Source organism: Rahnella victoriana (assembly GCF_004330295.1).
Lineage (GTDB): Bacteria > Pseudomonadota > Gammaproteobacteria > Enterobacterales > Enterobacteriaceae > Rahnella > Rahnella victoriana.
This window is the reverse complement of the sequence record NZ_SJOJ01000010.1, coordinates 74,650-99,952: the sequence shown is the minus strand read 5'-3', so window position 1 is coordinate 99,952 and position 25,303 is coordinate 74,650. Positions and strand designations below refer to the sequence as shown.

The window sequence follows — 25,303 nt, the reverse complement described above, 5'->3', positions numbered from 1 at the left end:
GGAAGTATTCAGGGTGTTTTGAGGGAGTGTGTTGCAAGAGGAGAGCTTCGAAAGTTGCTTTGGTGCGTCCGAGTGGACTCGAACCACCGACCCCCACCATGTCAAGGTGGTGCTCTAACCAACTGAGCTACGGACGCACAATATGCAACGGTACTGCTAAGAAAGATGGTGCGTCCGAGTGGACTCGAACCACCGACCCCCACCATGTCAAGGTGGTGCTCTAACCAACTGAGCTACGGACGCACAATATGCAACGGTACTGCTAAGAAAGATGGTGCGTCCGAGTGGACTCGAACCACCGACCCCCACCATGTCAAGGTGGTGCTCTAACCAACTGAGCTACGGACGCATCGTTTTTCTTTTTCGTCAGCCAGTGTTGGCGACGGGGACGAATATTAACGACCTCTCTGAATACTGGCAAGGGAAAAAAGACATTTTCCTGTCATATTGTGCGTGACTGCCGAGCTTATGTGCATTGCGTTGTTTTTTTAGGCATAACAGCCAGCGTACTGGCTGAAAATTCCGCGCACCGGGACATACATTCACGGCCCGCGGAAAGCGGAAGGGGATCAACGGCCCGCTTTTTGCAAAATGGTATAAGAGGGCTGTTTCTGCAACCAGCGCATCCGTAACGTCATCATCAACGCGGCGAAGGACAGGCCCAGAATAAATCCGCACCAGAAACCGCTCGGCCCCATACGTGGCACCAGAAAATCGGTCAGACCGAGGGTATATCCCACCGGCAGCCCCAGCACCCAGTAGGCCACAAAGGTAATATAGAAGATTGAACGTGTGTCTTTATAGCCCCGCAACACGCCGCTGCCGATAACCTGTACCGCATCTGAAATCTGGAACAGCGCCGCAAAGATTAAAAGATGCGACGCCAGCGTCACCACTTCCGGGCTGTCATTATAAAGAGAAGCAATGTCCTCGCGGAAAATGATGGCCGTCAGACTGGTGCAACAGGCCATCATAATGCCCGTGCAGATACTGGTATAAGCAGCCACTTTTGCGCCCTCGACGGAGGATTCACCCAGCCGTGAGCCTACCCGGATGGTGGCAGCAACCCCCAGCGATAAGGGGATCACAAACATCAGCGAACCGACATTCAGGGCGATCTGGTGGCTGGCAACCGCCACGATACCCAGCGGGGAGACCAGCAGGGCAACGATCGCAAATAGCGTCACTTCGAAAAATAAGGCCAGCGCAATCGGCATGCCTAACTGGATCAGGCGGCGCAGCGTCGGCCAGTCAGGTTTAGCAAAGCGCGAATGTGGCTGAGTATCACGCAGGGCGCGATTGTGGCGCACATAAATGCGCATCATAAAGAACATCACCCAATACACCGTGCCGGTTGCCACGCCGCAGCCCACACCGCCGAGCGCGGGCGCACCAAATTTCCCGTAAATGAAAATGTAGTTAACAGGAATATTGACCAGCAGGCCGATAAAGCCGAAGACCATGCCCGGCTTAGTTTTGGACAACCCTTCACACTGATCGCGCAGCACCTGGAAAAACAGATAGCCCGGCGCGCCCCACATGATGGCGTGCAGATAGCCGACGGCTTTCGCTTTCAGCTCAGGATCAATATTGTGCATCAGGTCGAGAATATGGTTGCTCTGATACAACACCGCGATGACCAGAACGGAGACGCCGGAAGCCAGCCAGAAACCCTGCTGGACCTGATGACCTATTTTGTCGCGGCGGCCTGCGCCATTGAGATGTGCAATGGTTGGTGTCAGCGACAATAATAAGCCGTGACCGAATAAAATCGCGGGCAACCAGATGGAGGTACCGACGGCGACGGCAGCCATGTCCGTTGCGCTGACGGAGCCGGCCATTATAGTGTCCACCACGCCCATGGAGGTTTGAGCTATTTGCGCAAGGATGACCGGGATGGCAAGCGCTAATAACACCCGCGCTTCTGCAAGGTACTTCTGCACAGATACACCTTTTTTGTTGATTATATTGAATAAAAAAAGCCACAAGACGCGGCATTGAACAGAGAAAAATAGTCCGAAGATTGTACATCGTCGGTATTTTTAAGCAAACAAAGCTGTTAACAGCCGGTTAAATAATGAAATTGAAGCGGACGGTGCTATTTCTTACCGCAGAAAATTGGCTTTCAATTAATTCTGCGGCAAACTGGCGGAAGTGACGTTTTAATACAACAGATTCAAACATTGAGGAAAAGGCTATGTTTACCGGAATTGTACAGGGCACCGGAACGGTAGTGTCTGTCGACGAGAAACCCAATTTCCGTACCCATGTTGTTCGTTTACCTGAAGATATGCTGGATAACCTGCAACTTGGTGCGTCGGTTGCGCACAACGGGTGCTGTCTGACGGTGACCGAAGTCAACGGCGATCTGGTCAGCTTTGACCTGATGAAAGAAACACTGCGTCTGACCAATCTCGGTGATCTGAAAGAAGGTGACCAGGTTAATCTGGAACGCGCCGCGCGCTTTAATGACGAAATTGGCGGACATTTAATGTCTGGTCATATTATTTGTACTGCGGAAGTCGCAAAAATTCTGACATCAGAAAATAACCGTCAGATCTGGTTCCGTATGCCACATGAAGATTTGATGAAATATGTATTACATAAAGGGTATATCGGCATTGATGGTATTAGTCTCACCATCGGCGAAGTGACCCGTACCCGTTTCTGTGTGCATCTGATTCCGGAAACGCTTCAGCGTACAACGCTGGGTACCAAGCGTCTGGGCGACAAGATTAATATCGAAATCGATCCGCAAACACAGGCGATCGTCGATACCGTCGAGCGCGTCTTAGCCAGCCGCGAAGCAGCGATGGCAACGGCACAGGCGATGATCGATAAAGCCGAATAAGCCGGATAGTGCCTTTTCAGGTGATTTACAGACATAAAAAAACCGGACGTTGAATGTCCGGTTTTTTTTGGTCACGTCATACTGCCATTAACGCGGAACGCGCATCCCGCCATCAACCCCTTCAGGGCTGAAGACCACCTGCCACAACTGAATGTCACGGGCTCTGAACGCACCCGCACAAGCATTGAGGTAGTAAGTAAACATGCGGTGGAAACGATCCCCATATTTTTCTGCCAGTTCCGGCCAGTATTTCTGGAAACGTTCATGCCACGCCATCAGCGTACGATCATAATCCGCACCAATGTTGTGCCAGTCTTCCATTACGAACAATGATTCACTGGTTTGCGCAATTTGCTGAACAGACGGCAGACAACCGTTCGGGAAGATGTATTTATCAATCCACGGGTCGACATTCAGATCTGTTTTATTAGAACCGATGGTGTGCAGCAGGAAAATGCCGTCAGGTTTGATATTGCGTTTGGCGACATTAAAGTAGGTCTGATAATTTTTCGGACCCACATGTTCGAACATCCCGACAGAGACAATGCGGTCAAACTGATCGTTGAGGTCACGGTAATCCTGCAACAGGATGGTGACATCCAGACCTTCGCAGCGTTTCTGGGCGAGTTTTTGTTGTTCAGCGGAAATCGTAACACCCACGACGCTCACGCCATAATGCCGGGCAGCATACTCGGATAATCCACCCCAGCCGCAACCGATGTCCAGCAAGCGCAGGCCCGGTTTTAATTGCAGCTTATCGCAGATCATTTTGAGTTTTGCTTCCTGCGCTTCTTCAAGCGTAGTGGCGTCCTTCCAGTAACCACAGGAATATTGCATATAAGGGTCGAGCATCAGGCTGAATAAATCATTGCCCAGATCATAATGCTCTTTGCCGACAATCCATGCCCGTTTGCGTGATTGCAAATTGGTCAGGCGTGCCGCCGCGATACGCAAGGTATCTTTAAAATGGTGGGGGAGTTTATTTTCCAAACCGGCACGAAGAACGCGCTGGAAAAAGATATCCAGACGGTCGCATTCCCACCAACCGTCCATATAACTTTCGCCGAGGCCCAGAGAACCTTCCTGTAAAACACGCTTAAAGAAGTCAGTGTTTTTTACTTTAAGGTCGAAAGGACGATTACCATTTACCTGAATATCTGCCATCGCCAGCATTTCACTGGCGATGCGGTACCACTGATTGTCCTGAATGCTTTGGTCTTCTATACACGATGAACTCATAGCTTCTCCATCACTTTCTCTTCTGACTTATTAACCTGCCGGGAAAAGCAAAGGCTATTTTTGCAGGTCTTTATGAGAACAGACGACTCAGCGCCTCGTCCAATATCCGACACCAACAGAGGAAATTAGAAGAACACCTGCGCGCCGGGGGCGTGCAGGGAAATCGTCCTTGAAAAACGCACTATAAAAAATAGTGTGACGCTGTCCGCGCGTCGGGCTTAAGTATGTAATAAAAGTTTTGTAAAAATGCTATTTTATTGGGTTTTGTTGAGTATAGGCTCGCAGGCAGGCATTCTCAATAGTTAATCGTCGCAAATGAAAATGCCCGTTAAGTGATTGTTACTTAAGGTCATTATCACCCTTAATTCGCCTGCCCGCGCTGAGCTTCCTGCCCGGATTTCTGTTTCACATCCAGAGTACTTTCTGGTCTCAGTGACAGCCACCGGCCCAAAACCACCAACAATAGTGTAGACAGCATGATTGTGACTGTCGCCATTAATGGTTGCACAATAAATGCGGAAACCAGCAGACTGGCGAGGAAACACAGCCCCAGTTGCAGGGTATTCTGCAACGCCGCCGCTTTCCCTGTATTAGCAGGAAATGGCATTAAGGCATTTGCGACAACAATTGGATAGATTGCACCATTCACCAGAGCCATTAAACAGAACGGGATCAACAGGCTGATCAGTCCGGCATGGGTGAACATCCCGATACAGAACAAACTCACCATACTCACCGCATAACCTGCCAGTAACCACGGCAAAATCCGGTTTCCGTCCAGCTTACTGATCAGAACGCGACAGCCGAAACCGCCCAGCAGGAACGCGATGGTCTGCGGAACATAACTCAGGCCAATGGCACCAGGGGAATAGCCCATGTCGCTTAAAATAAACGGTGAACCGGTCAGCCACGCGAAGAAACCAGCGGAACAGGCGGCGTAAATCATGACGTTACCGCTGTAAACCCGTGATTTAAGCAAGGTGCCAAAGCCCGCTTTATCGGCTTTGGCCTGTGGCGCAGGTTTGTTTTCGCGCAATGTCAGCGTGGTGATCAACAGAACAACAGCCACGACGGTCAGCAGGGCAAAGATCGCTTCCCAGTCAAAATGATTCAGCACCCATGCGCCGAGCAACGGGGCGAGGGCAGGGGAAAGCGCCACCAGCGGCATAATGCTGGCGAAGGTTTTTTTAGCCACATCCGCCGGAAAACGGTCAACGACGATGGCCTGCCAGGTGACGGCTGCCGCACAAACGCCCATTGCCTGCAGGAAACGCAAGGCCAGCAGGGCGCGCACGTTTTCAACCCACAACACACCCAGACAACCCACTGCAAACAGTGTCAGCCCAATGAGCAATACTGGTTTACGGCCGATGCGATCAGACAGCGGCCCCCACAACAACTGGCCGATGGCAAAGCCGCCGAGAAAAATACTCAGGCTGGCGCTGATCATGCCCGGACTGGTTGTCAGACTGGTTTGCATGGCGCTGAAGGCAGGAAGGTACATGTCGGTGGCTAAAAAGCCGAGCATGCTCAGTCCCGCGAGATAGAGCATAAATCCAAAGGAGGGTTTCATTATTGTCTCGTTAATGTCGTGATTGCAGGTGATTTGACGCAGATTACGTACCGGAGGCGGAGTTTAACGCTTTGATAACAGCGTTGTGAAACGCTAATATTTGCACTCTGCTATCAAAAAAATTGAAGGCTAAAATATGTGGTCAGAATACGCTCTTGATGTGGTGGATGCGGTGGCAAGAACGGGCAGCTTTAGTGCCGCGGCGCAGGATTTACACCGCGTGCCTTCTGCCATCAGCTATACCGTCCGGCAGCTTGAACAATGGCTGGCAGTGCCGTTATTTGAGCGCCGTCATCGTGACGTGGTGCTGACGCCTGCGGGCAAGGTTTTTGTCGATGAAGCCCGCATTCTGACAAAAAAAATGATAGCCACCCGTCGCCAGTGTCAGCAGGTCGCTAACGGCTGGCGCGGCGAACTACGCGTGGCGGTAGACCGGATTGTTAAACCCGCGCGGACGCGAAGGCTGGTACTTGATTTTTACCGCCATTTTCCCGATACGGAACTGATCATCCACTCGGAAGTGTTTAACGGTGTCTGGGATGCGCTGGTGGACGGAAGGGCGGATGTGGCTATTGGTGCCACGAGAGCCATACCGGTGGGTGGCCGGTTTAATTTTCGCGACATGGGATTCATGGACTGGCACTGCGTGGTCAGCCCTCAACATCCGCTGGCGCAGTTGTCCGGTTCGCTCAGGGATGACCAGCTGCGGCCTTATCCGGCGCTCTGTCTGGAAGACACCTCCCGCACATTGCCCAAACGCGATACCTGGACGCTCGACAACCAGCGACGTCTGGTGGTGCCTGACTGGACCTGTGCGCTGGAATGCCTGACAGAAGGATTATGTGTCGGCATGATGCCGGTTCATCGCGTCATCCCGTGGATAGAACAGAATAAATTGCAGGTGCTGACACTGGAAAACCGTTTCCCCGACAGCCCGTGTTGTCTGACGTGGGACCAGAGCAATTCGTCGCCGTCACTGGCGTGGTTACTGGACTATATGGGCGATACAGAAACGATGAATGAGGAATGGTTGCGGGATTAGCAAAAAAAAACGCCTGCACAGGCAGGCGTAGTTACACAATTAACGGCGGTAGTCGCGGTACGGACCGTCGGCCACGGAACGGCGTTCAACCAGTTTCGGATGCACTTCGATGGTCTGCGATTCTTCGCGCTTACTGACAATTCTGTCCAGCAACATGGTAAAAGCCATTTCGCCCAGACGCTCTTTAGGCTGATGAACCGTGGTCAGCGCCGGTGAGAAATAGCGGGCATTACGCACATTGTCATAGCCGATCACAGAGATATCCTGCGGAACCCGCAGGCCAAGCTCATCGGCAGCACAAATGGCGCCCATCGCCATCACGTCACCGCCACAGAACACCGCAGTAGGGCGGCTTTTCTGCATCAGGATTTTATGCATCGCCTGATAGCCGGATTCCGGTTCAAAATCGCCCTGAACGACCCATTCATCACGCAGAGGAATATTGGCTTCGGTCAGTGCCTTCACAAAACCCTGAAAACGACCGCCGCCGGTATTACGCGCCAGTTGCCCCGGGATCACACCAATATCGCGATGACCGCGTTCAATCAGATAACGACCGGCCATGTAGCCGCCCTCGAAAGCATTATCAATAATGCTGTCGGTGAAGTTTTTACGCGCCTCGCCCCAGTCCATGACGACCATCGGGATTGAGCGGTACTCCTCCAGCATATTAAGCAGTTCGTCGGGATATTCCGCGCACATCACCAGCAAGCCATCGACGCGTTTTTGCGCCAGCATCTGCAGGTAAGCCTGTTGTTTCTCCAGATTGTTGTGCGAATTACACAAAATCAGCGTGTAGCCTTTGGAGAAGCAGCTGTTTTCGACAGCTTCAATCACTTCGGCGAAATAGGGCGCTTCACTGGAGGTGGCCAGCAGACCGATCGTTTTGGTGTTATTAACCTTCAGGCTGCGCGCCACGGCGCTTGGCGAATAGTGTAAGTCCTTGATGGCAAGAAGAACCGCAGCTTTAGTTTCTTCGGCGACGAAACGTGTTTTATTGATGACGTGCGACACGGTTGTAGTGGAAACGCCAGCGCGCTTTGCGACATCTTTAATCGTTGCCATGTAAACAATGACTCCTGAACTCACGTGTTTCAGCACGTTAGCATTATGTTAATCGTTTGCTTGCGTGGATTTAACTGCTGACTTCTAAAAGGGCAGTGAAATCGTTGGGTGGATTCTTCAGAATGAGGCGTGAAATGCTCTCGGGTGAAATCGACCGGCACACAGGCGTGGTAACCGACAATTTTCTCTTATAATGCAGGAAAGTGGAAGCAAAATTCTCATGACAGCATTGTCATTCAGCACAAGATTTTAAATGTGAATTATGAGAAAATGCGTTGGCACACATTTAGTGTGGCTTAAAAAATGCCACAACTTGATCCGAAAGGGGGTTTGATGGACAGCAACCTGAAATTATCGTTGATCACCACGGTATGCGCTTTGCTTATGATTATCGCTTTCAGCTTTACTGCGGTAATGAACTGATTTTATAAGCGATCCGCAATAAAAAAGGGCGATCCCGGTAACAGGTATCGCCCTTTTCAATGTGATGCAGTCACCTTATCCGCCGACATTCTTCCCTGCAGAAACTCTTCGTTAAATGCTATTCATTGGCTGATTAGCGAAACTTCAGACTTAACGAATTGTTTATTATCGGATCGTTTTCGGGGTCATTACCCGACGTGCGCCCACATAGTGATCTTGCCAGTAATCATCGCCCAGTGAGGTGATTTTAATGTCTTCACCGGTTCTTGGCGACTGGATGAATTTGCCATTACCGACATAAACACCCACATGGTCTGCTGCGCCGCGATTATTAATTCTGAAAAACACCAGATCGCCGCTTTCCAGTTCACCGCGTTTGACCGGTGCCGCATCGCGCAGATGGTACATTTCATTCGCTGTGCGTGGCATCTTAATGCGAATCAAATCTTTGTAGGCATAATAGACTAAGCCACTGCAATCAAAACCGGTGTTGGGAGAGGTGCCGCCCCAGCGATACGGTTTGCCGACCTGGTGCATCAGCTTGGTCATCGCCGTTTGCTGTGCGTGCTGATAACGTTTTTTGTGTGTCGCGCTCAGCGTAATCGGTTTGCTGTCTTCTTCTCGGAGCTTCTTGCCCTTGCGGTGGCGGCCATAAGCGTCTTTCTTACTGACCTTTGCGCTGCTGTTTTTTGCCAGTGCACGGGTTTTGGTTTGTTTCTCGGTCTTGCTCTCGGCCCGCGTGGTCCTGAGGGTCTTTTCTTTTTTACTCTCAGCCCGGGTCGTTTTTACGCTTTTATCAGAAGTAGCCTTTCGTTTAACCAGTTCAGTACTTTTTACTTTCTTCTTCGAATTCTTGTCCTGTGTTTTTTGTTCTGTTACCGGCGCGATTTTTGATTTTTTATTGATTTTGGCGGCGGCGGTCTTTCGCTTTCGGCGTTCTTCAGGGGCGGCCTGATTAACATGGCTCTTTCGCTGATCGGCAGAGACGCGCGTCTGTGGCGATGCATGGGCGATATTGAGGAAAAGCTGGGTAAAGAGCAGCACAAAAAGCGTGAACAGTAAGCGCATAGCTTCGTTACCATGAGTGGTAGGGTTAAACATCAGGGTTGTCAGAGTATTGCCTAAAAGAACCCGACAAAAAAGCACGAATTGACTCGATTCTAGATCATATTGTGAGAAAAAGTTAATAGCTTTTTTTATGTCGAAATAACCGCCATTTTTAGTCAATAAAATAACCATTTTTCATCAGGTTAATATTTGAGTTAAAGAATGGGATTTTGCAAATCTGACATTATCGTTGAACGCCAAAAATGTTATTCTCGATGAATCTTTAAATATGTGAACCTGAACCCAGGCGCCGAAAATTGTTTAATAAAATGCCAGTATTGAGAAAGACCCCACAAAAAATGGCGTTTTTATCTGGTGGCAGCCATCGTTACAATAGAAGGCATTGTGTTTGCGCACCGTCTTTGTGTGCTGCGCGTGAAGAGTAATGACCGTGACAGCCTGTACCGGCTTGAGGAAGCAAGAAATGACCACTCCAACGATTGAAAAGATTCAGAAGCAAGTTTCTGAAAACCCGATTCTGCTGTACATGAAAGGTTCTCCAAAACTGCCAAGCTGCGGTTTCTCCGCTCAGGCCGTTCAGGCGCTTTCCGCTTGTGGCGAACGTTTCGCTTACGTTGATATCCTGCAGAACCCGGATATCCGCGCTGAGATGCCTAAGTTTGCTAACTGGCCAACCTTCCCGCAGTTGTGGGTTGATGGTGAACTGGTTGGCGGTTGTGACATCGTGGTTGAGATGTTCCAGCGTGGCGAACTGCAACAGCTGATCAAAGAAACGGCTGAGAAATACAAATCTTCTGAAGAGTAATGTCTGAGAAGAGCCGGTCTTGTAGCTGGCGAATAAAAAGAGCGACATCATGTCGCTCTTTTTTTGTCTGCTATCCGCACTCAATCCGCTATTGCTGATTTTCTTCCGGTGCCGTTTCGGCTTCGTCTGCGGTCATCGCCAGCGGCCAGCCGCCCAGGCGTTTCCAGCGGTTTACCAGCTCACAAAACAGTTCTGCGGTGCGTTCGGTGTCATATAACGCGGAATGCGCCTGACTGCTGTCAAACACCATTCCCGCGCTGATACAGGCTTTCGCCAGAACCGTTTGCCCCAGCACCAGACCGCTCAAGGCGGCGGTATCGAATGTCGCGAAAGGGTGGAACGGATTGCGTTTCAGCCCGGCACGTTCCGCTGCTGCCATCAGGAAACTGTGATCGAAATTGGCATTATGCGCCACGATAATGGCACGGTTGCAGTTTTGCTCTTTCATGCCCTTACGGATGACTTTGAAAATCTCGTGCAGGGCGTCATATTCGCTGACTGCCCCGCGCAGCGGGTTCGTCGGATCGATACCATTGAATGCCAGTGCTTCCGGCACCAGAATTGACCCCTCGAAAGGTTCAACATGGAAATGTACGGTCTCATCGCTTTGCAGCCAGCCGTCCTCATCCATCTTCAGGGTGATCGCCGCTATTTCCAGCAACGCATCGGTTTGGGCATTAAATCCGGCAGTTTCTACATCAATAACCACCGGATAAAAACCACGGAAACGGCCTCTCAGGGCGTTAATGTCACTATTCTCGGCCATTAGTTTCTTATCTTCATCGAATTCAGCGCGCATTATGACAAATTTTGCCGCCGCTTGCAGGGGTGTGGCAAAAATCGGGCAATAAAAAAGGGCGCGGTAGCGCCCCTTGCAGCATTCAGGGTGAATTAATTGCCCAGACCCTGACCGGCATGTTTGGATTCAATCAGTTCGATTTTGTAACCGTCCGGATCTTCAACAAACGCAATAATGGTCGAGCCGCCTTTCACCGGGCCGGCTTCGCGGGTGACTTTGCCACCTGCATTGCGGATGTCGTCACACGTTTGTGCCACGTTATCCACGCCGAGCGCGATATGACCGTAAGCGGTGCCGATATCGTAGCTGTCGACGCCCCAGTTATAGGTCAGTTCGATCACCGCGCCTTCGCTTTCTTCGGTATAGCCGACAAAGGCCAGGGAATATTTATATTCGGTGTTCTCGCTGGTGCGCAGCAGGCGCATGCCTAACACATCGGTATAGAAACTGATAGCGCGTTGCAGATCGCCAACACGAAGCATGGTATGGAGTAAACGCATAGGTTCCTCTTTATTTGCAGGATGAGAATTATCGGGTCAAGCCTAACCGATAGCTGCCGTTTTGTCTGTATTACGCCAACCGGTTGTTGAATGACTGACCAAAAAAAGCAGCAGCCGGAGGGTACTCAGCTGCTGCAAACAAGGGTGCATTAATTTTTATTGATTACAGTGTCGGATAGTCTGTGTAGCCCTGAGCACCGCCGCCGTAGAAGGTTTCCGGTTTCGGCTCGTTAAGCGGCGCATGGGATTTCAGGCGTTCAACCAGATCCGGGTTGGCGATATAACTGCGGCCAAAGGCCACGGCATCGATGTAACCTTTTTCGATCAGCTCTTCGCCTTTTTCGGCGGTGTAAGCGCCTGCGCCGACAATCACGCCCTGATAATGCGCACGGATCACCGCACGGAATTCTGCGGTATAAGGTTTGCCGCCTGCCCAGTCTGGTTCTGAAATGTGCAGATAGGCCAGTTTGCGTTTGTTCAGTTCGTCGAGCAGATAAATCGCCGCCTGTTCCTGGTCTTCGCCGTTGTCCAGCCCGTTGAATGGCCCCATCGGAGAAATACGGATCCCCACACGGTCTGCGCCGATGGCGTCAATGGCGGCATCCACCACTTCCAGCGTCAGGCGGGTACGGTTTTCAATGCTGCCGCCGTACTGATCTTCGCGCAGGTTAGAGGCCGGAGACATAAACTGGTGCAGCAGGTAACCGTGCGCGGCATGCAGTTCGATGTAATCGAAACCGGCTTCGGCGGAGCAGGCAGCCGCGTGACGGAAATCATTCACGATGCCCGGAATTTCGCTCAGTTCCAGCGCGCGTGGCGTCGGACAATCGACACGAATGGCGTGGCCCTGTTCGTCGCGCAGGCTGGTACGGGTATTCGGATTCACAGCCGAGGGCGCAACCGGCGTCTGGTTGTCCGGCTGTACGCTGTTGTGCGAAATGCGACCGGTGTGCCACAGCTGAACGGCAATGCGACCGTCTTTCTGATGCACACCGGCGACGATTTTTTTCCATGCCGCGACTTGCTCAGGCGTATGCAGGCCAGGCGCACCGGCGTAACCTTTCGCCTGGAAGGACACCTGTGTGGCTTCGGTAATGATCAACCCGGAACTGTGGCGCTGGGCATAGTATTCCCCCATCAGCGGCGTAGGGATATCACCTGGTTCGATGCTGCGCAGACGGGTCAGCGGCGCCATAAAAACGCGGTTAGGCAGGGTGTTTTTGCCAACAACGATTGGCGTGAAAAGCTTACTCATTTCAGTCACTCCGAAGTTAATGGATTGATCCGCATACGGTTAATAAAAAGGTTTCCGGTGATGCGATCAGGTCGTTATGCCCCCTTTTTACCGTATCAACAGCCCCGGTGACTACGCGCACAGTGCCTTTTCACAAATCACCTTGCGGGATAGCCGGAAAACGTCTTGAATGAAAGTTCACCGTTATTGGCGGAGGGCGTGTGGCCCAGCAACTTGAGTTTTTTGAAATCCCCAGTCCGTGCCGTGGCATTTGTCAGGCTGACGAGCGCGGTTATTGCCGTGGTTGCCTGCGCAGCCGCGAGGAACGTTTCGGCTGGATGAAAATGAACGACGCGGAAAAACGCCATGTCCTGCGCTTATGCCAGCAGCGTTTACTGCGTCAGCAGCGGGCCGGAAAACAACCGGATGAGCCTCTGCCGGAGCAACCGGAACTGTTTTGAGTGCGTACCTCTCACTTCTTTGTATTTCCCCCGCCGGCATCAATACAGCGTTCATCCGGTTGTGTATTCTGTCGGATGAATTTACGAAAAATATAAAGGAATCAAAATGGAAGCTCGTACCACGATTTCTCCGCAAGGCCCGAATTTCTCAAAACTGATTTGCGGTTACTGGCGCCTGATGGAATGGAATATGACGCCGCAACAGGTGCTGGCGTTTATGGAACAGCACATTGAGCTGGGTATCACCACGGCTGACCATGCCGATATCTATGGCGATTATCAGTGCGAGGCGGCGTTTGGTGAGGCATTACGTCTTAAACCGGCGTTGCGCGAGAAAATGCAACTGGTCAGCAAATGTGGCATCGCAACCAAAGCGGATCCGGACAATAAAATCGGGCATTACATTACTGATAAAAACTATATCGTGGCGCGTGCCGAGAAATCGCTGAGCAATCTGCAGACGGATTATCTGGATCTTCTGCTGATCCACCGTCCTGATCCGCTGATGGATGCCGATGAAGTGGCAGAGGCGTTCACGCAGTTACATAAAAGCGGCAAAGTGAAGCATTTCGGCGTGTCCAACTTCACGCCAGCGCAGTTCAGCCTGTTACAGTCGCGCCTGCCTTTTTCGCTGGTGACCAATCAGGTGGAGATATCGCCAATCCATCAGCCCGCCATTCTGGACGGCACGCTGGATCTTTGCCAGCAACTGCGTATCAGACCGATGGCCTGGTCTTGTCTGGGCGGTGGTCGTCTGTTCAGCGAGGCGGAGTTCCAGCCACTGCGCGATGAACTTCAGGCCGTTGCGCAGGAAATTGGCGCAGACACCATCGAGCAGGTGGTTTACGCCTGGGTGATGCGTCTGCCATCGCAGCCGTTGCCGATTATCGGTTCCGGCAAAATTGAGCGCGTGCAATCCGCCTGGCAGTCATTGTCCCTGAATATGACCCGCCAGCACTGGTTCCGCATCCGTAAAGCGGCGATCGGTTACGACGTTCCGTAATGTCTTACGCGGGTTTCGTGGTGCTGACCACCGGACCCGCCGGGCCATCGTCTGTTGAGATGGCCTGCTGCAACTGAGAAAGCGAGCAGTATAAACGCCAGATCACACCGGCCAGTTCACGCGCCGCCGGTTCAGGATGATGAGCCAGTGAATTGCTCATCCGCAACAGTTCGATCAGCGTGGCGTCCAGATTTTCATGGCTGACGCCGCGCTCCGTCATCACGCCTTTCAGGCAATGAATACAGACGTCACGCACCGCAGAAAGCGGGTCAGAGCGGGTTTCCCATTCACGTAATTGCCAGACGATGTGGCTGCAATTGAGCAGCACCACACCCCAGCGCAACAACCAGGTACGCGAGATCTGATCCTTACTCTGATTGAGCTGATTCATCCGGTGATAAATCAGCGACTCAAACTGGAAATGGCTCAGCGACGGTTTGCGGCTCAGCTGATCCATAAAATCACGGCGCAGGGCGCGGATAATGCGGCGGCTTTTACGTTTATCAGAACTTGGCCTTAATACCTGAAAGGCAATCCCTGCCAGCATCACACCGGCAATTTTTGCCACGCCGTCATTCATAAAAGCCTGATAGTCATAGTCCGGGGGATTGGTAACGGCCAGAAATGATCCCATAAAAACAATCAGTTGACCCCATAAACCGGCATAACGTTTGTATTGCAGTTTCATCATCTGCATGGTGACTAACATCGGCAGGAAGAAGGCACAGAAAACCCAGAAGCTGTCGAGCTGGATCATCAATCCGAATTTGAGCAGGAAGCAACCGGCAAACAATAAGCCCAGCGATTTGATCAGCAGGGTGACACTGCTGATCGGTGAGGTGGTTGAAGAATACAGCACGCAGCTGACGGCGGTGAGTGCCACCGCACCGGCGCCGGAATCCCATTGCGTGGTCATCCAGAACGCGCAGCCGATCACGATGCACAGGAAAGTCCGCAGGCCGTTATAGGCGGCTTCCACCGTGTCGGTATGTTGCGCCAGATGGCTGATTTTCGGCGGCTGGATGTTCTCAGCTTCCGCCGCATTGGCATTTTCTACCCGGCGTAACCAGCGTTCACTGCGCAGGTACAGCCAGCAGAAATCGCGTAAACGCAGCCAGAATGCCTGATGGCGGAAATCCGAGGTGTCTTGCGGCCGGATGTGTTGCAGAATTTTCGACAGCTTATATTTATCGGTATCGGGCCTGCGCAGTTCGTCGAGCAGTACCGCCAGCACCTCCGGTAAATTCTCCGGCGGGTGTGGCCAGTTGAGCAGCATACGACGCAGGCTGGAAATATAACTGGTCATGCGTAATTGCTGATGCAGCAGATAATTCAGCACGTTGTTCTGACGCCGCAGCCGGTAGTGGCTCCAGAACGCCTGAATGCGCAGCAGGTTCATGGTCAGAATCTGGCCGATCAGCCCTTCGTGCGAGGTTCTGATTTGATCGGAAATTTCAGTGCGCCACAGTAGTTGGGCGTGTTCCAGCAACTGCGTGTGCATCTTGCGCAGCGAGGTGAGCAGGGCGTCGCCGTCGGAGGTGCTGGGCAGCACCATCATCATAAAACCGCCGCATAAAATACCGGTAATGACTTCACCGACGCGGGCCTGGGCAATATCAAATATCTGCGTCGGATCGGTCACATCGACCGTCGAGAACGCGATGATCGCCGCGGTATAACCCGCCAGCGCAAAGGCGTAGGAGACGTTATTCTGATAATGGTTCGAGATATAGGTGCAAAGACCCAGCCACGCGGCAATGGCAAAGGTAAACAGCCACGGTTCATTGAGGCAATGTCCGGCGATAAACACCGCGCCCATTGCGCCCAGCAGGCTGCCGATGATACGTCCAATGCTCTTGCTGATCACGCCGCCGACCGTCGGGAAACTCACGACGGCCGCTGACGTCAGTGCCCAGTAAGGCTCATCCATCTGGAATTCAAACGCGATATACAGCGCCAGAATCATCGCGATGGAATTGCGCAGGGCATAACGCCATTGCCCGCCGGTGGCTTTTCCCCACGGGGTATTTTTCCATTCGAGCCAGGAAAGGTTCACCGGGCAGCCTTAATGGCGAATCGAAATGGTGCAGGTGGTACCGGCCACCAGAACCACATGTTCCGGCACATTTTCCAGTTTGATACGCACCGGCACGCGTTGCGCCAGCCTGACCCACGGGACATTCGGTTTCACGTTCATCAGTAAATCTTCCGGCGTGTCGAGACTCTGGTCATAAATGGCGCGGCCAATACTTTCTACCCGACCCTGCAAAGGAATATTGCCATTAAATAACGTGATCTCTGCCTGACTGCCTTCACGAATATTCTTAAGTTTGGTTTCTTCGAAATAGCCGAGCACGTAAAACGAATGAATATCTACCAGCCCGACCAGCGGTGTGCCGGTGGTGGCATAGTTACCCCGGCGGGTTTGTAAATTGGTGATATAACCATCAGCAGGGGCCACAATATTGGTTTTACTCAGATTCCATTTAGCTTGTTCTAATGACGCCTGCGCAGCCTGATAGGCCGCCTGCATCGATTTGGCATTGATATTCGATTCATCCAGAGATTCAGCGGAAATAACGTTGGTGCCCAGTCCTCTGCGGCGCTGCGCCTCATGATTGGCCTTCGCTAAATCAGCCGCCGCTTTTGCCACTGCCGCATCGGCATTATCAACGGCAATTTTAAACGGCACCGGATCGAGGCTAAACAGGGCGTCACCGCGTTTAACAAACTGATTATCATGGATATGGATATCAATAATTCGCCCGGACACTTCCGGCGTGATATCGACAATCTCGGCCCGTACTTTCCCGTCGCGGGTCCAGGGAGACTGCATATAATAATTCCACATCCACCAACCTGCGCATATTGCGACCGCGAAAACCAGCACCGTGGAGAAATATTTGAGTGTCTTAAATTTCATTTTCAGAGGTTCACCATAAGCATCAGGGCGGCACAAATAGAGATCACAAAAAGAGATAAATCCATCAGGGTGGGATGCCAGACTTCACCGGAATAAATCCAGTCACGCAGCACCCGGTGTATCAGCAGCCAGAATACTAACCCCAGTAAAAATGCTTTGAACATCGGGGGGAAATAAAGTGAGGCACCCAGGACCAGATCCGGTAGCGGGAAGCCTGAGTGAAACATTTGCGCATTCACAATATTAATCTCTGCCGGTGATTGTGTTATAAACAAGTTTACCTTTGGAAGCAGAGACGCCGCTTCCGGATGCAATAGTACCTACCATTATATATAGAATTGTAATTTCTCGATTAAAGTTCCTAAAACTAAGCTAAACTCTGGGGAGTTATCTTAGCATGCTAATTATAAGGAGGGGATAATTGGAATCGAATCTGGGGTCAGATCTAGCACGATTAGTTCGTGCCTGGCGTGCGTTGATTGACGATCGGTTAAAACCGTTGGAACTCACGCAAACACATTGGGTAACTTTACATAATATCAATATGTTACCACCGGAACAGTCGCAAATTCAGCTGGCGAAAGCCATCGGGATTGAGCAACCGTCTCTGGTTCGTACCCTGGATCAGCTGGAAGAAAAGAAGCTGATCACCCGTCAGACATGTGCGAGCGATCGCCGTGCTAAGCGCATCAAGCTGACAGAAGAAGCCGCGCCAATCATCAATGAGATGGAGTCAGTGATTGATTCCACGCGCAAAGAGATTTTGTCCGGCATGTCTTCTGCTGAAATTGAACAACTGGGCGGGATGTTGTCCCGGCTGGAAAAAAATATTGCTTCCCTGCAAAGCAAATCATAAGAATCACCTCTTTTAGTCCGTCACACAGCGTTGCTTTTGATCTGCCGGTTAAGTTCGACCCATAAAAAAACCGAAGCCATTGGCTTCGGTTTTTTGCTTCAGGGCAAGGGAAATCAGGCGCCCGGAGAAACGGTAATGGTGCTGCCGCTGCTCGCCATGCTGACACGCTGGCCGACGCTGAATTTGGTCGGGCCGGCTTTCTGAACCACCTGAATGGTTGTGCCGTCATCACGACGGATTTGCAGCTCTACACCGTTAGAACGGTTAAGTGTGCTTTGTACGCCCTGACCTGCAACGCCCCCCGCCACAGCACCGGCAGCCGTCGCCAGACTACGACCCGTACCGCCACCGACGGTGTTACCGAGGAAGCCACCTAAGACGGCGCCACCCAGTGCCCCGACGATATTGGCATCGTCACCGCCCTGGATTTGTACGGCACGGGTAGAGACGATAGTACCGTAGGTAACCTGCTGAATTTGTTTCGCCTGAGAGGCGGAGTACACATCGCCAGACAGAGAGTTATCGCTGACGCAGCCAGCAAGGGAAACGCCGGCCAGTGCGACGACGAGTAAACGCTTAATCATAAATAGCTCCTTTTTAATGCTGCTGAACTGCTTAGAAGAGCGCCAACAACAGAGAAAAACGGTACAGGGTTCAACATCAGTGTCGAAGGTGTCATATAACATATCTGCTTCACTTACTCCAAGTATACAGCAGCCGTGCTCAACTAATAATAAACGCAGGTTTAGGTTTTAGACAGCCTTGTGCCAAATCAAAAATACTGACGGGAAATGATGTTATTGGTTATTAAAGCCTCACAGGTATTTTGAAGAATAAAAAAACGTAACAAGAAAAACACGAAGTCATCACAAGGTGTAATAAAAATTCAGTAACTCATGGCGTTGTCATTCAAATACCGATTACTCTGGAGCTATTACTTTTGTCGGACACTTTTCTCGGGAGTTTAGGATGTTATCTATGAAGTCAGGTCGCTATATCGGGGTCATGTCCGGCACCAGCCTCGACGGTGTTGACGTCGTGCTGGCCGCGATTGATGAACGTATGGTCGCGCAACAGGCCAGCTATTCGCATCCCATTCCCCCTGCGCTGAAAAATGCCATCCTCAGTATGTGTCAGGGGCAACAGGTGACTCTCGAACAGGTCGGCACGCTGGATACCCAGCTGGGAATATTATTCGGTGAAGCGATCCTCGGGTTGCTGAAAAGCGCCAATATTGCCCCTGAAGAGGTGACGGCGATTGGCTGTCACGGACAGACCGTCTGGCATCAGCCAAAAGGCGAAGTGACGTTCTCGATGCAACTGGGGGATAACAACCGTATCGCCGCCATGACCGGTATCACTACCGTCGGCGATTTCCGCCGTCGCGACATGGCCTGGGGCGGGCAGGGCGCACCGCTGGTTCCGGCTTTCCATCAGGCGCTGTTGTCGGATCCGGCAGAGCGGCGGATGATCCTCAATATCGGCGGCATCGCGAACCTGTCGATGCTGCTGCCGGGCCAGCCGGTACGCGGCTATGACACCGGGCCGGGCAATATGCTGATGGATGCGTGGATCTGGCGTCATCAGGCCAAACCTTATGATAAAAACGCCGAATGGGCCATGCAGGGACGGGTGAATTTGCGTCTGTTGCAACAGATGCTGTCAGATCCTTACTTTGCTGAGCCCGCGCCAAAAAGCACCGGACGGGAATATTTCAACGCCGCGTGGCTGGAAAAACAGCTGTCACGCGTCCCGGAAATTCCTGCGGCGGATGTACAGGCCACCCTCGCCGAACTGACAGCGGTCAGCATCGCCGAGCAGGTTCAGCTGGCGGGCGGTTGTGATCGCCTGATGGTCTGCGGCGGCGGCGCGCGCAATCCGCTGCTGATGGCGCGGATGTCCGCCATGCTGCCCGGCACGGAAGTCTGTATTACCGATGCCTGCGGTATCAGTGGTGATGACATGGAAGCGCTGGCCTTCGCCTGGCTGGCGTTCAGGACGTTATCCGGCCAGTCGGGTAATCTTCCGTCGGTGACCGGCGCAAGCCGTGAAACGCTGCTGGGGGCGATATATCCGGTAGTTTCCACCCGCGCCTGATGCGTTCTCGGTTTTATCTCAATGTGCTGCGCCTGCGGGCGTGGTACATACAAGAGATAAACGAAGACCATCAGGGAGTACGGAATGAAAAAGGCGATTATCGCTTCTTTGGCAGGGTTAACGCTGGCCGGGTGTAGCCAGTTTGGACATCAGACGGAAAGCCCGACGACCGAATTGCATTACCAGTGCGGCACATTGCCGCTCACCGTTACGCTGAACAAACCGGCGCAACAGGTGGATATGGTCCTCGATGGCGAGCAGTTGAAACTGAAACAAGTTGAAGCGGCGTCCGGCACCCGTTACAGCGATGGCCGTTATACCTTCTGGTCGAAAGGCAATCAGGCGTTTGTGCAGCGCGGTGAGAACGTCATCATTGATGACTGCGTGCAACAATAGAATTTATCCCCTCCGCTTTACCTTTCTTACGCCCCGCGTCAGGAACATTGAGATCCTGACGCGGCGGGTGCACAATGCGTTTACCTTTCTTTGATACGCAACTGAATCCATATGTCTGATAACAAAGAGTTTGATATCGCGGACTCGCGCCGTGAATACACCCGTGGCGGGCTACGTCGTGCAGATTTAACCCCGGAGCCGCTGCCTTTGTTTGAACACTGGCTGAAACAGGCCTGTGATGCCCGTCTGGCAGACCCGACGGCGATGGTGGTGGCGACGGTGGATGAGCGCGGACAACCTTTCCAGCGTATCGTGTTGCTCAAGCACTATGATGAAAAGGGACTGGTGTTCTACACCAATCTGGGCAGCCGTAAGGCGCAGCAACTGGCAAACAATTCCCGCATCAGCCTGTTGTTCCCGTGGCATATGCTGGACCGGCAGGTGATCGTGCTCGGCCAGGCAGAACGCCTGTCGACGCTGGAAGTGATGAAATACTTCACCAGCCGCCCGAAAGACAGCCAGATCGGCGCGTGGGTTTCACAGCAATCCAGCCGGATTTCGGCGCGTGGCGTACTGGAAAGCAAATTCCTCGAACTGAAACAAAAATTCAGCAATGGCGAAGTGCCGTTGCCAAGTTTCTGGGGTGGATTCCGCGTCAAAGTGGATTCGATGGAATTCTGGCAGGGGGGCGAACATCGCCTGCACGATCGTTTCATCTATCAGCGTGACGAAGCAGAAACCGAAACTGGCTGGAAAATAGACCGCCTCGCACCTTAACCACGAAAAAAGACGCGATTTCCTAGCGCTCTGACGACGGGCGCTTTATTCTATGTCGTTCCCCGTAAAGGTGAGAGAAAAGGCACATGCGCGGCATGATGTCAGACATGAATCTGCACACATTCAGTACATATTTCTGAGTACAAACAAACGGAGTCTTTGATGGCGAGCAGCAACCTGATTAAACAATTGCAAGAGCGGGGCCTCATTGCCCAGGTGACGGATGAAGAAGCGTTAGCAGAGCGACTGGCGCAAGGGCCAATTGCACTCTATTGCGGTTTCGATCCTACCGCAGACAGCTTGCATTTGGGACATCTGGTGCCTTTGCTTTGCCTGAAACGCTTCCAGCTCAACGGGCACAAGCCTGTGGCGCTGGTGGGCGGCGCGACCGGTCTTATCGGCGATCCGAGCTTTAAAGCCACCGAGCGTAAGCTGAACACCAATGAAACCGTGAACGAATGGGTAGAAAAAATCCGCCAGCAGGTTTCGCCGTTCCTGGATTTCAGCTGTGGTGAAAACAGCGCCATCACCGCCAATAACTATGACTGGTTTGGCGGCATGAACGTGCTGACCTTCCTGCGTGATATCGGTAAACACTTCTCTGTTAACCAGATGATCAACAAAGAAGCGGTGAAACAGCGTCTGAACCGCGACGACAGCGGCATCTCCTTCACGGAGTTCTCTTACAATCTGTTGCAGGGTTACGATTTTGCTTCCCTGTACGATCTGCACAAAGTCGAGCTGCAAATCGGCGGTTCCGATCAGTGGGGTAACATCACCTCCGGTATCGACCTGACCCGTCGTCTGCACCAGAAACAAGTGTTCGGCCTGACCGTTCCGCTGATCACTAAATCTGACGGCACGAAATTCGGTAAAACCGAAGGTGGCGCAGTGTGGCTGGATCCGAAGAAAACCAGCCCGTACAAATTCTACCAGTTCTGGATCAACACCGCGGATGCCGATGTTTACCGCTTCCTGAAGTTCTTCACCTTCATGAGCATTGAAGACATCAATGCACTGGAAGAAGAAGACAAAACCAGCGGCAAAGCGCCTCGCGCGCAATACGTTCTGGCGGAAGAAGTGACCGGTATGGTCCACGGCGCAGAAGGTCTGGCAGCGGCAAAACGCATCACCCAGAGCCTGTTCTCCGGTTCCCTGAGCGAAATGACCGAAGTCGATTTTGGTCAGCTGGCGCAGGACGGCCTGGAACTGTTTGAAGTACCGAATGACACTGATCTGCAACAGGCGCTGGTGATTGCCGGTATGGCACCGTCGAAAGGTCAGGCGCGCACCATGATCTCGTCCAACGCGGTGTCAGTGAACGGCGAGAAACAGACCGATACCGAATACAGCTTCACCGACAGCGATCGTCTGTTTGGTCGTTACACCTTGCTGCGTCGCGGTAAAAAGAACTACACCTTATTGCTCTGGGCATAAATTTTCGTCCGGCCGGGCGGGAGGCTGAAAAGTCTCCCGTTCTTGTTCCCTGATCACAGCTATTCCGCCATCTCCCCCGATGACGTTGCAATCGGAAATCCTCATGAAAAGCATTCTTTCTATCCAGTCACATACCGTTTTTGGGCACGCGGGTAACAGCGCGGCAGAATTCCCTATGCGTCGTATGGGCGCAAACGTTTGGCCGCTGAATACCGTTCAGTTTTCCAATCATACCCAGTACGGACACTGGACCGGCTGCGTGATGCCCGCCGCACATCTGACAGAAATCGCGCAGGGAATTGCGGAAATTGACCGTCTGAAGGATTGCGACGCGGTACTGAGCGGTTATATCGGTTCGCCGGAGCAAGGGCAGAGCATTCTGGAGATTGTCCGTCTGGTGAAAGCCGCCAATCCTGATGCCTGGTATTTTTGTGACCCGGTCATGGGGCATCCTGAAAAAGGCTGTATCGTGGCGCCGGGCGTGGCCGAATTCCATTGCAATCAGGCGCTGGTGAATTGCGACATCATCGCGCCAAACCTGCTGGAGCTGGAACTGCTCAGCGGCCATGCCGTTGCCAGCGTAGAAGAGGCGGTCAGTACCGCCCGCGAATTGATCAGCAAAGGCCCGAAAGTTGTGCTGGTGAAACATTTAAGCCGTGCCGGTTATCACAGCGACCGTTTCGAGATGCTGCTGGTCACCGCTGATGAAGCCTGGCATATCGACCGTCCGCTGGTGGATTTTGGCGTACGTCAGCCGGTGGGTGTTGGCGATCTGACCAGCGGATTATTGCTGGTGAATCTGCTGAAAGGCGAGGCGCTGGATAAAGCGCTGGAACACGTCACGGCGGCGGTTTATGAAGTGATGCTGACCACGCACGCGATGGGTGAATACGAGCTGCAAATTGTGGCGGCGCAGGACAAAATGGTCAAACCTGAGCACCATTTCCCGGCGGTAAAACTGTAAGATTTGCCTCCATAAAAAACGCCCCGGGCTATGAAAGACGGGGCGTTTTTGTGGATGCTTTACAGGCTCAGGAAATTACTTCAGGCCTTCAGCCGTCAGCGCCGCATCAACGGCCGGACGCGCTGCAACACGCTCCAGATAAGCATTCAGTTCGGTCAGCGCAGTCAGGTCAAACTTCAGCGCCTTCGCCCAGCCCATCACCGTGAACAGATAGGCATCCGCAACGCTGAAACGGGCACCCAGCAGGAAGTGATTGCCTTTCAGGGACTCATTCACGTAAGCAAATTTCTTGCTCAGTGCTTCACGGGTCAGCGTTTTAAACTCTTCCGGTGCTTTTGGATTGAACAACGGCGAGAAACCCTTGTGCAGTTCAGTCGCGATATAGTTCAGCCATTCCAGCGCGTGATAACGGGCTGGCGTTCCCTGTTCCGGCATCAGCTGGCGGTCAGGTTTCTGGTCAGCCAGATACTGCACGATAGCCACGCCTTCGGTCAGAATACTGCCATCATTGAGCAGCAGCGTCGGGATCTGGCCTTTCGGGTTAACGGCGAGGAAGTCATCACCGGTTTCGGTTTTCTTGGTCGCCAGATCGACTTTCTCGATGCTGAAGTCCAGACCCGCTTCACGCAGGACGATATGGGGAGAAAGGGAACAGGCACCGGATTTATAATACAGTTTCATAAACACTCCATTGGATGAGCAACCCGGCAGAACCCGCGAAACATTCCGGTTCCGCGGGGCAGCGACAGGCTTATATAAAATCTGCTTCTATCCTAGAACTGGCGGGCACAAATGTCAGCGTTTTAATTGTGACAGTGCGTCCGGGTGCGCAGATTCACCAGTACGGGCTACCTCAGCGGGTATGCTGATTCAGAAAATCCCGCACCGCCACTTCCACATTTTCCGGCGCTGGCAGCATGGGTGAGCGCAACTCATTATTCATCAGGCCATCCAGCGATAAGGCGTATTTAATGGCCGCCGGGTTCGGGGCCGAAAACATCAGGCGGATCATCGGCAGCAGCCCGAAGAAGGTTTTACGCGCGGCAACGATATCCTGCTCCCTGAACTGGCGGATCAGCTGAACAAATTCTTCCGGGAAAATATGCGACGACGCGGCAATCGCGCCCGCACCGCCGAGACTCAGGGTGGAAAATATCTGCACGTCCTCACCACACAACACATCCAGTTCCCCGTCACCAATCAGCGAAAGCGTCAGGTCGATACTGCCGCCACAATCTTTCACGGCGGTAATGCGCGGATGTTTAGCCAGCTGGCGGAAGGTCTCAATTTCCATATGCACGCCGGTACGGTAGGGGATGTTGTACAACACCACCGGCACCGTGGCGCGGTCGGCAATTTCATTAAACCAGGCCACCAGCGCAGGCTGAGAAGGGCGGAGGTAATACGGCGCGGGGATCAGCAGACCGGCAACCGGGCGGCGTTGGATCGCCTCCTGCATGTCGCGGATAACCGGCATGTGCGTGCCGGACAGTCCCATGATCACCTGATGACCCGGCACGATTTCCAGTACCGCATCCAGCACCTGCAACTGTTCTTCTTTGGTGAGCATCGGCGCTTCACCGGTGGTCCCGCAAACGACAACGCCATCAACGCCCCGTTTGAGCAGCCGGGTGCACAATGATTTCAATGCGCTAAAGTCGATCTCACCCTGACGGAAAGGCGTGACCAGCGGGACCCAGATACCTGAAAACGATGACATGATGTAATTCCTTAAACGGCGTGATTTATCAGCCTCGGATCATGTCAGTAAAACAGGGACGAGCGCCAAT

Annotated in this window: 27 protein-coding genes and 3 tRNA genes; 13 read left to right on the top strand and 17 right to left on the bottom strand. The window is 52.5% G+C overall.

Annotation, left to right across the window (positions count from 1 at the left end):
- Window positions 1-60: 60 nt before the first annotated feature.
- The 4 genes from EYY67_RS10435 to EYY67_RS10420 all read right to left on the bottom strand — a co-directional run bounded on the left by EYY67_RS10435 (window position 61) and on the right by EYY67_RS10420 (window position 1,943).
- Window positions 61-137 (bottom strand) — tRNA-Val (locus EYY67_RS10435).
- A 29-nt stretch (window positions 138-166) separates the two neighbouring features.
- A tRNA-Val gene (locus tag EYY67_RS10430) sits at window positions 167-243 on the bottom strand.
- A gap of 29 nt (window positions 244-272) precedes the next feature.
- Window positions 273-349 (bottom strand) — tRNA-Val (locus tag EYY67_RS10425).
- Window positions 350-569: 220 nt separating this feature from the next.
- Complete coding sequence (locus EYY67_RS10420; RefSeq protein WP_095921465.1) at window positions 570-1,943, bottom strand: MATE family efflux transporter; 1,374 nt, start codon at window positions 1,941-1,943, stop codon at window positions 570-572.
- 254 nt (window positions 1,944-2,197) lie between these two features.
- Here EYY67_RS10420 and EYY67_RS10415 point away from each other — a divergent pair, with 254 nt between their 5' ends.
- The gene (locus tag EYY67_RS10415) at window positions 2,198-2,851 is read left to right on the top strand and encodes a riboflavin synthase subunit alpha (RefSeq protein WP_095921466.1); all 654 of its coding nucleotides are present in this window, start codon (window positions 2,198-2,200) and stop codon (window positions 2,849-2,851) included.
- Window positions 2,852-2,938: 87 nt separating this feature from the next.
- Here the strand turns inward: EYY67_RS10415 and cfa are convergent, their stop codons facing one another.
- Together cfa and punC are read right to left on the bottom strand one after the other, a co-directional pair.
- Entirely contained in the window at window positions 2,939-4,090 is a 1,152-nt protein-coding gene (gene cfa, locus EYY67_RS10410; RefSeq protein WP_095921467.1) for a cyclopropane fatty acyl phospholipid synthase, read from the bottom strand.
- A gap of 361 nt (window positions 4,091-4,451) precedes the next feature.
- Window positions 4,452-5,663 carry a purine nucleoside transporter PunC gene (gene punC / locus EYY67_RS10405; protein ID WP_095921468.1) on the bottom strand — a complete coding sequence of 404 codons (1,212 nt, stop codon included), beginning with the start codon at window positions 5,661-5,663 and terminating at the stop codon, window positions 4,452-4,454.
- A 136-nt stretch (window positions 5,664-5,799) separates the two neighbouring features.
- Here punC and punR point away from each other — a divergent pair, with 136 nt between their 5' ends.
- The gene (gene punR, locus EYY67_RS10400) at window positions 5,800-6,705 is read left to right on the top strand and encodes a DNA-binding transcriptional activator PunR (RefSeq protein ID WP_131693459.1); all 906 of its coding nucleotides are present in this window, start codon (window positions 5,800-5,802) and stop codon (window positions 6,703-6,705) included.
- Between the two features lie 39 nt (window positions 6,706-6,744).
- Here the strand turns inward: punR and purR are convergent, their stop codons facing one another.
- On the bottom strand, window positions 6,745-7,770 hold the full coding sequence (purR, locus tag EYY67_RS10395) for an HTH-type transcriptional repressor PurR (protein WP_095921470.1): 1,026 nt from the start codon (window positions 7,768-7,770) through the stop codon (window positions 6,745-6,747).
- A 303-nt stretch (window positions 7,771-8,073) separates the two neighbouring features.
- On the opposite strand from purR, the gene cydH reads away from it, so the two are divergent.
- Window positions 8,074-8,193 (top strand): cytochrome bd-I oxidase subunit CydH, encoded by a 120-nt coding sequence (gene cydH, locus EYY67_RS24930; protein WP_095921471.1) that lies wholly within the window; start codon window positions 8,074-8,076, stop codon window positions 8,191-8,193.
- 165 nt (window positions 8,194-8,358) lie between these two features.
- Here the strand turns inward: cydH and EYY67_RS10385 are convergent, their stop codons facing one another.
- A complete protein-coding gene (locus tag EYY67_RS10385) occupies window positions 8,359-9,261 on the bottom strand; it encodes a C40 family peptidase (protein WP_131693489.1) in 903 nt (300 codons plus the stop codon).
- Window positions 9,262-9,615: 354 nt separating this feature from the next.
- On the opposite strand from EYY67_RS10385, the gene EYY67_RS24845 reads away from it, so the two are divergent.
- Together EYY67_RS24845 and EYY67_RS10380 are read left to right on the top strand one after the other, a co-directional pair.
- Window positions 9,616-9,744, top strand: coding sequence for a hypothetical protein (locus tag EYY67_RS24845; RefSeq protein ID WP_267890961.1), 129 nt, complete (start codon window positions 9,616-9,618; stop codon window positions 9,742-9,744).
- The gene (locus tag EYY67_RS10380; protein ID WP_015697793.1) at window positions 9,725-10,066 is read left to right on the top strand and encodes a Grx4 family monothiol glutaredoxin; all 342 of its coding nucleotides are present in this window, start codon (window positions 9,725-9,727) and stop codon (window positions 10,064-10,066) included. Before EYY67_RS24845 ends, EYY67_RS10380 begins: the two co-directional genes overlap by 20 nt.
- Window positions 10,067-10,154: 88 nt before the next feature.
- On the opposite strand, the gene rnt is transcribed toward EYY67_RS10380, so the two are convergent.
- The 3 genes from rnt to nemA form a co-directional block, all read right to left on the bottom strand.
- Window positions 10,155-10,865: a ribonuclease T gene (rnt, locus tag EYY67_RS10375; RefSeq protein ID WP_095921473.1), complete on the bottom strand. Its 711-nt coding sequence runs from the start codon at window positions 10,863-10,865 to the stop codon at window positions 10,155-10,157.
- A gap of 92 nt (window positions 10,866-10,957) precedes the next feature.
- Complete coding sequence (gene gloA, locus EYY67_RS10370) at window positions 10,958-11,365, bottom strand: lactoylglutathione lyase (protein WP_013576081.1); 408 nt, start codon at window positions 11,363-11,365, stop codon at window positions 10,958-10,960.
- A gap of 163 nt (window positions 11,366-11,528) precedes the next feature.
- A complete protein-coding gene (gene nemA / locus EYY67_RS10365) occupies window positions 11,529-12,620 on the bottom strand; it encodes an alkene reductase (protein WP_095921474.1) in 1,092 nt (363 codons plus the stop codon).
- A gap of 200 nt (window positions 12,621-12,820) precedes the next feature.
- On the opposite strand from nemA, the gene EYY67_RS10360 reads away from it, so the two are divergent.
- Window positions 12,821-13,060 (top strand): DUF1289 domain-containing protein, encoded by a 240-nt coding sequence (locus EYY67_RS10360; RefSeq protein ID WP_131693458.1) that lies wholly within the window; start codon window positions 12,821-12,823, stop codon window positions 13,058-13,060.
- Window positions 13,061-13,166: 106 nt separating this feature from the next.
- Entirely contained in the window at window positions 13,167-14,063 is an 897-nt protein-coding gene (locus EYY67_RS10355; RefSeq protein ID WP_131693457.1) for an aldo/keto reductase, read from the top strand.
- A 4-nt stretch (window positions 14,064-14,067) separates the two neighbouring features.
- Here the strand turns inward: EYY67_RS10355 and EYY67_RS10350 are convergent, their stop codons facing one another.
- From EYY67_RS10350 to EYY67_RS10340, 3 genes are read right to left on the bottom strand one after another with little or no spacing between them, the layout of a single operon-like run.
- Window positions 14,068-16,119, bottom strand: a complete 2,052-nt coding sequence (locus EYY67_RS10350; RefSeq protein WP_095921477.1) for an FUSC family protein — start codon at window positions 16,117-16,119, stop codon at window positions 14,068-14,070.
- Between the two features lie 9 nt (window positions 16,120-16,128).
- Window positions 16,129-16,986 carry an efflux RND transporter periplasmic adaptor subunit gene (locus EYY67_RS10345; RefSeq protein WP_095921478.1) on the bottom strand — a complete coding sequence of 286 codons (858 nt, stop codon included), beginning with the start codon at window positions 16,984-16,986 and terminating at the stop codon, window positions 16,129-16,131.
- A 2-nt stretch (window positions 16,987-16,988) separates the two neighbouring features.
- Window positions 16,989-17,213, bottom strand: coding sequence for a DUF1656 domain-containing protein (locus EYY67_RS10340; RefSeq protein WP_095925101.1), 225 nt, complete (start codon window positions 17,211-17,213; stop codon window positions 16,989-16,991).
- 194 nt (window positions 17,214-17,407) lie between these two features.
- On the opposite strand from EYY67_RS10340, the gene slyA reads away from it, so the two are divergent.
- Entirely contained in the window at window positions 17,408-17,842 is a 435-nt protein-coding gene (slyA, locus tag EYY67_RS10335) for a transcriptional regulator SlyA (protein WP_095921479.1), read from the top strand.
- A 113-nt stretch (window positions 17,843-17,955) separates the two neighbouring features.
- Here the strand turns inward: slyA and EYY67_RS10330 are convergent, their stop codons facing one another.
- Window positions 17,956-18,426, bottom strand: coding sequence for an outer membrane lipoprotein (locus EYY67_RS10330; RefSeq protein ID WP_131693456.1), 471 nt, complete (start codon window positions 18,424-18,426; stop codon window positions 17,956-17,958).
- Between the two features lie 394 nt (window positions 18,427-18,820).
- Here EYY67_RS10330 and anmK point away from each other — a divergent pair, with 394 nt between their 5' ends.
- The 5 genes from anmK to pdxY all read left to right on the top strand — a co-directional run bounded on the left by anmK (window position 18,821) and on the right by pdxY (window position 23,513).
- Window positions 18,821-19,939, top strand: coding sequence for an anhydro-N-acetylmuramic acid kinase (gene anmK, locus EYY67_RS10325; protein WP_095921481.1), 1,119 nt, complete (start codon window positions 18,821-18,823; stop codon window positions 19,937-19,939).
- An 84-nt stretch (window positions 19,940-20,023) separates the two neighbouring features.
- Window positions 20,024-20,335, top strand: coding sequence for an MliC family protein (locus EYY67_RS10320; protein WP_095921482.1), 312 nt, complete (start codon window positions 20,024-20,026; stop codon window positions 20,333-20,335).
- Between the two features lie 111 nt (window positions 20,336-20,446).
- A complete protein-coding gene (gene pdxH / locus EYY67_RS10315; RefSeq protein WP_095921483.1) occupies window positions 20,447-21,112 on the top strand; it encodes a pyridoxamine 5'-phosphate oxidase in 666 nt (221 codons plus the stop codon).
- A gap of 162 nt (window positions 21,113-21,274) precedes the next feature.
- Window positions 21,275-22,549: a tyrosine--tRNA ligase gene (tyrS, locus tag EYY67_RS10310; RefSeq protein WP_131693455.1), complete on the top strand. Its 1,275-nt coding sequence runs from the start codon at window positions 21,275-21,277 to the stop codon at window positions 22,547-22,549.
- A 103-nt stretch (window positions 22,550-22,652) separates the two neighbouring features.
- Window positions 22,653-23,513 (top strand): pyridoxal kinase PdxY, encoded by an 861-nt coding sequence (gene pdxY, locus EYY67_RS10305; protein WP_095921485.1) that lies wholly within the window; start codon window positions 22,653-22,655, stop codon window positions 23,511-23,513.
- 75 nt (window positions 23,514-23,588) lie between these two features.
- Here pdxY and gstA read toward each other — a convergent pair whose 3' ends face one another.
- Entirely contained in the window at window positions 23,589-24,194 is a 606-nt protein-coding gene (gstA, locus tag EYY67_RS10300) for a glutathione transferase GstA (RefSeq protein ID WP_119826241.1), read from the bottom strand.
- A 172-nt stretch (window positions 24,195-24,366) separates the two neighbouring features.
- Window positions 24,367-25,233, bottom strand: coding sequence for a 4-hydroxy-tetrahydrodipicolinate synthase (dapA, locus tag EYY67_RS10295; RefSeq protein ID WP_131693454.1), 867 nt, complete (start codon window positions 25,231-25,233; stop codon window positions 24,367-24,369).
- Window positions 25,234-25,303: the final 70 nt, after the last annotated feature.

Coding starts and splice junctions, on each gene's coding strand:
- cydH (WP_095921471.1), top strand. CDS start 8,074: ATGCCACAACTTGATCCGAAAGGGGGTTTGATGGACAGCAACCTGAAA.
- EYY67_RS10385 (WP_131693489.1), bottom strand. CDS start 9,261: ATGCGCTTACTGTTCACGCTTTTTGTGCTGCTCTTTACCCAGCTTTTC.
- punR (WP_131693459.1), top strand. CDS start 5,800: ATGTGGTCAGAATACGCTCTTGATGTGGTGGATGCGGTGGCAAGAACG.
- nemA (WP_095921474.1), bottom strand. CDS start 12,620: ATGAGTAAGCTTTTCACGCCAATCGTTGTTGGCAAAAACACCCTGCCT.
- EYY67_RS10355 (WP_131693457.1), top strand. CDS start 13,167: ATGGAAGCTCGTACCACGATTTCTCCGCAAGGCCCGAATTTCTCAAAA.
- pdxH (WP_095921483.1), top strand. CDS start 20,447: ATGTCTGATAACAAAGAGTTTGATATCGCGGACTCGCGCCGTGAATAC.
- gstA (WP_119826241.1), bottom strand. CDS start 24,194: ATGAAACTGTATTATAAATCCGGTGCCTGTTCCCTTTCTCCCCATATC.
- EYY67_RS10380 (WP_015697793.1), top strand. CDS start 9,725: ATGACCACTCCAACGATTGAAAAGATTCAGAAGCAAGTTTCTGAAAAC.
- anmK (WP_095921481.1), top strand. CDS start 18,821: ATGAAGTCAGGTCGCTATATCGGGGTCATGTCCGGCACCAGCCTCGAC.
- pdxY (WP_095921485.1), top strand. CDS start 22,653: ATGAAAAGCATTCTTTCTATCCAGTCACATACCGTTTTTGGGCACGCG.
- punC (WP_095921468.1), bottom strand. CDS start 5,663: ATGAAACCCTCCTTTGGATTTATGCTCTATCTCGCGGGACTGAGCATG.
- EYY67_RS10320 (WP_095921482.1), top strand. CDS start 20,024: ATGAAAAAGGCGATTATCGCTTCTTTGGCAGGGTTAACGCTGGCCGGG.
- EYY67_RS10345 (WP_095921478.1), bottom strand. CDS start 16,986: ATGAAATTTAAGACACTCAAATATTTCTCCACGGTGCTGGTTTTCGCG.
- EYY67_RS10330 (WP_131693456.1), bottom strand. CDS start 18,426: ATGATTAAGCGTTTACTCGTCGTCGCACTGGCCGGCGTTTCCCTTGCT.
- EYY67_RS10415 (WP_095921466.1), top strand. CDS start 2,198: ATGTTTACCGGAATTGTACAGGGCACCGGAACGGTAGTGTCTGTCGAC.
- rnt (WP_095921473.1), bottom strand. CDS start 10,865: ATGCGCGCTGAATTCGATGAAGATAAGAAACTAATGGCCGAGAATAGT.
- tyrS (WP_131693455.1), top strand. CDS start 21,275: ATGGCGAGCAGCAACCTGATTAAACAATTGCAAGAGCGGGGCCTCATT.
- gloA (WP_013576081.1), bottom strand. CDS start 11,365: ATGCGTTTACTCCATACCATGCTTCGTGTTGGCGATCTGCAACGCGCT.
- dapA (WP_131693454.1), bottom strand. CDS start 25,233: ATGTCATCGTTTTCAGGTATCTGGGTCCCGCTGGTCACGCCTTTCCGT.
- purR (WP_095921470.1), bottom strand. CDS start 7,770: ATGGCAACGATTAAAGATGTCGCAAAGCGCGCTGGCGTTTCCACTACA.
- EYY67_RS10340 (WP_095925101.1), bottom strand. CDS start 17,213: ATGTTTCACTCAGGCTTCCCGCTACCGGATCTGGTCCTGGGTGCCTCA.
- cfa (WP_095921467.1), bottom strand. CDS start 4,090: ATGAGTTCATCGTGTATAGAAGACCAAAGCATTCAGGACAATCAGTGG.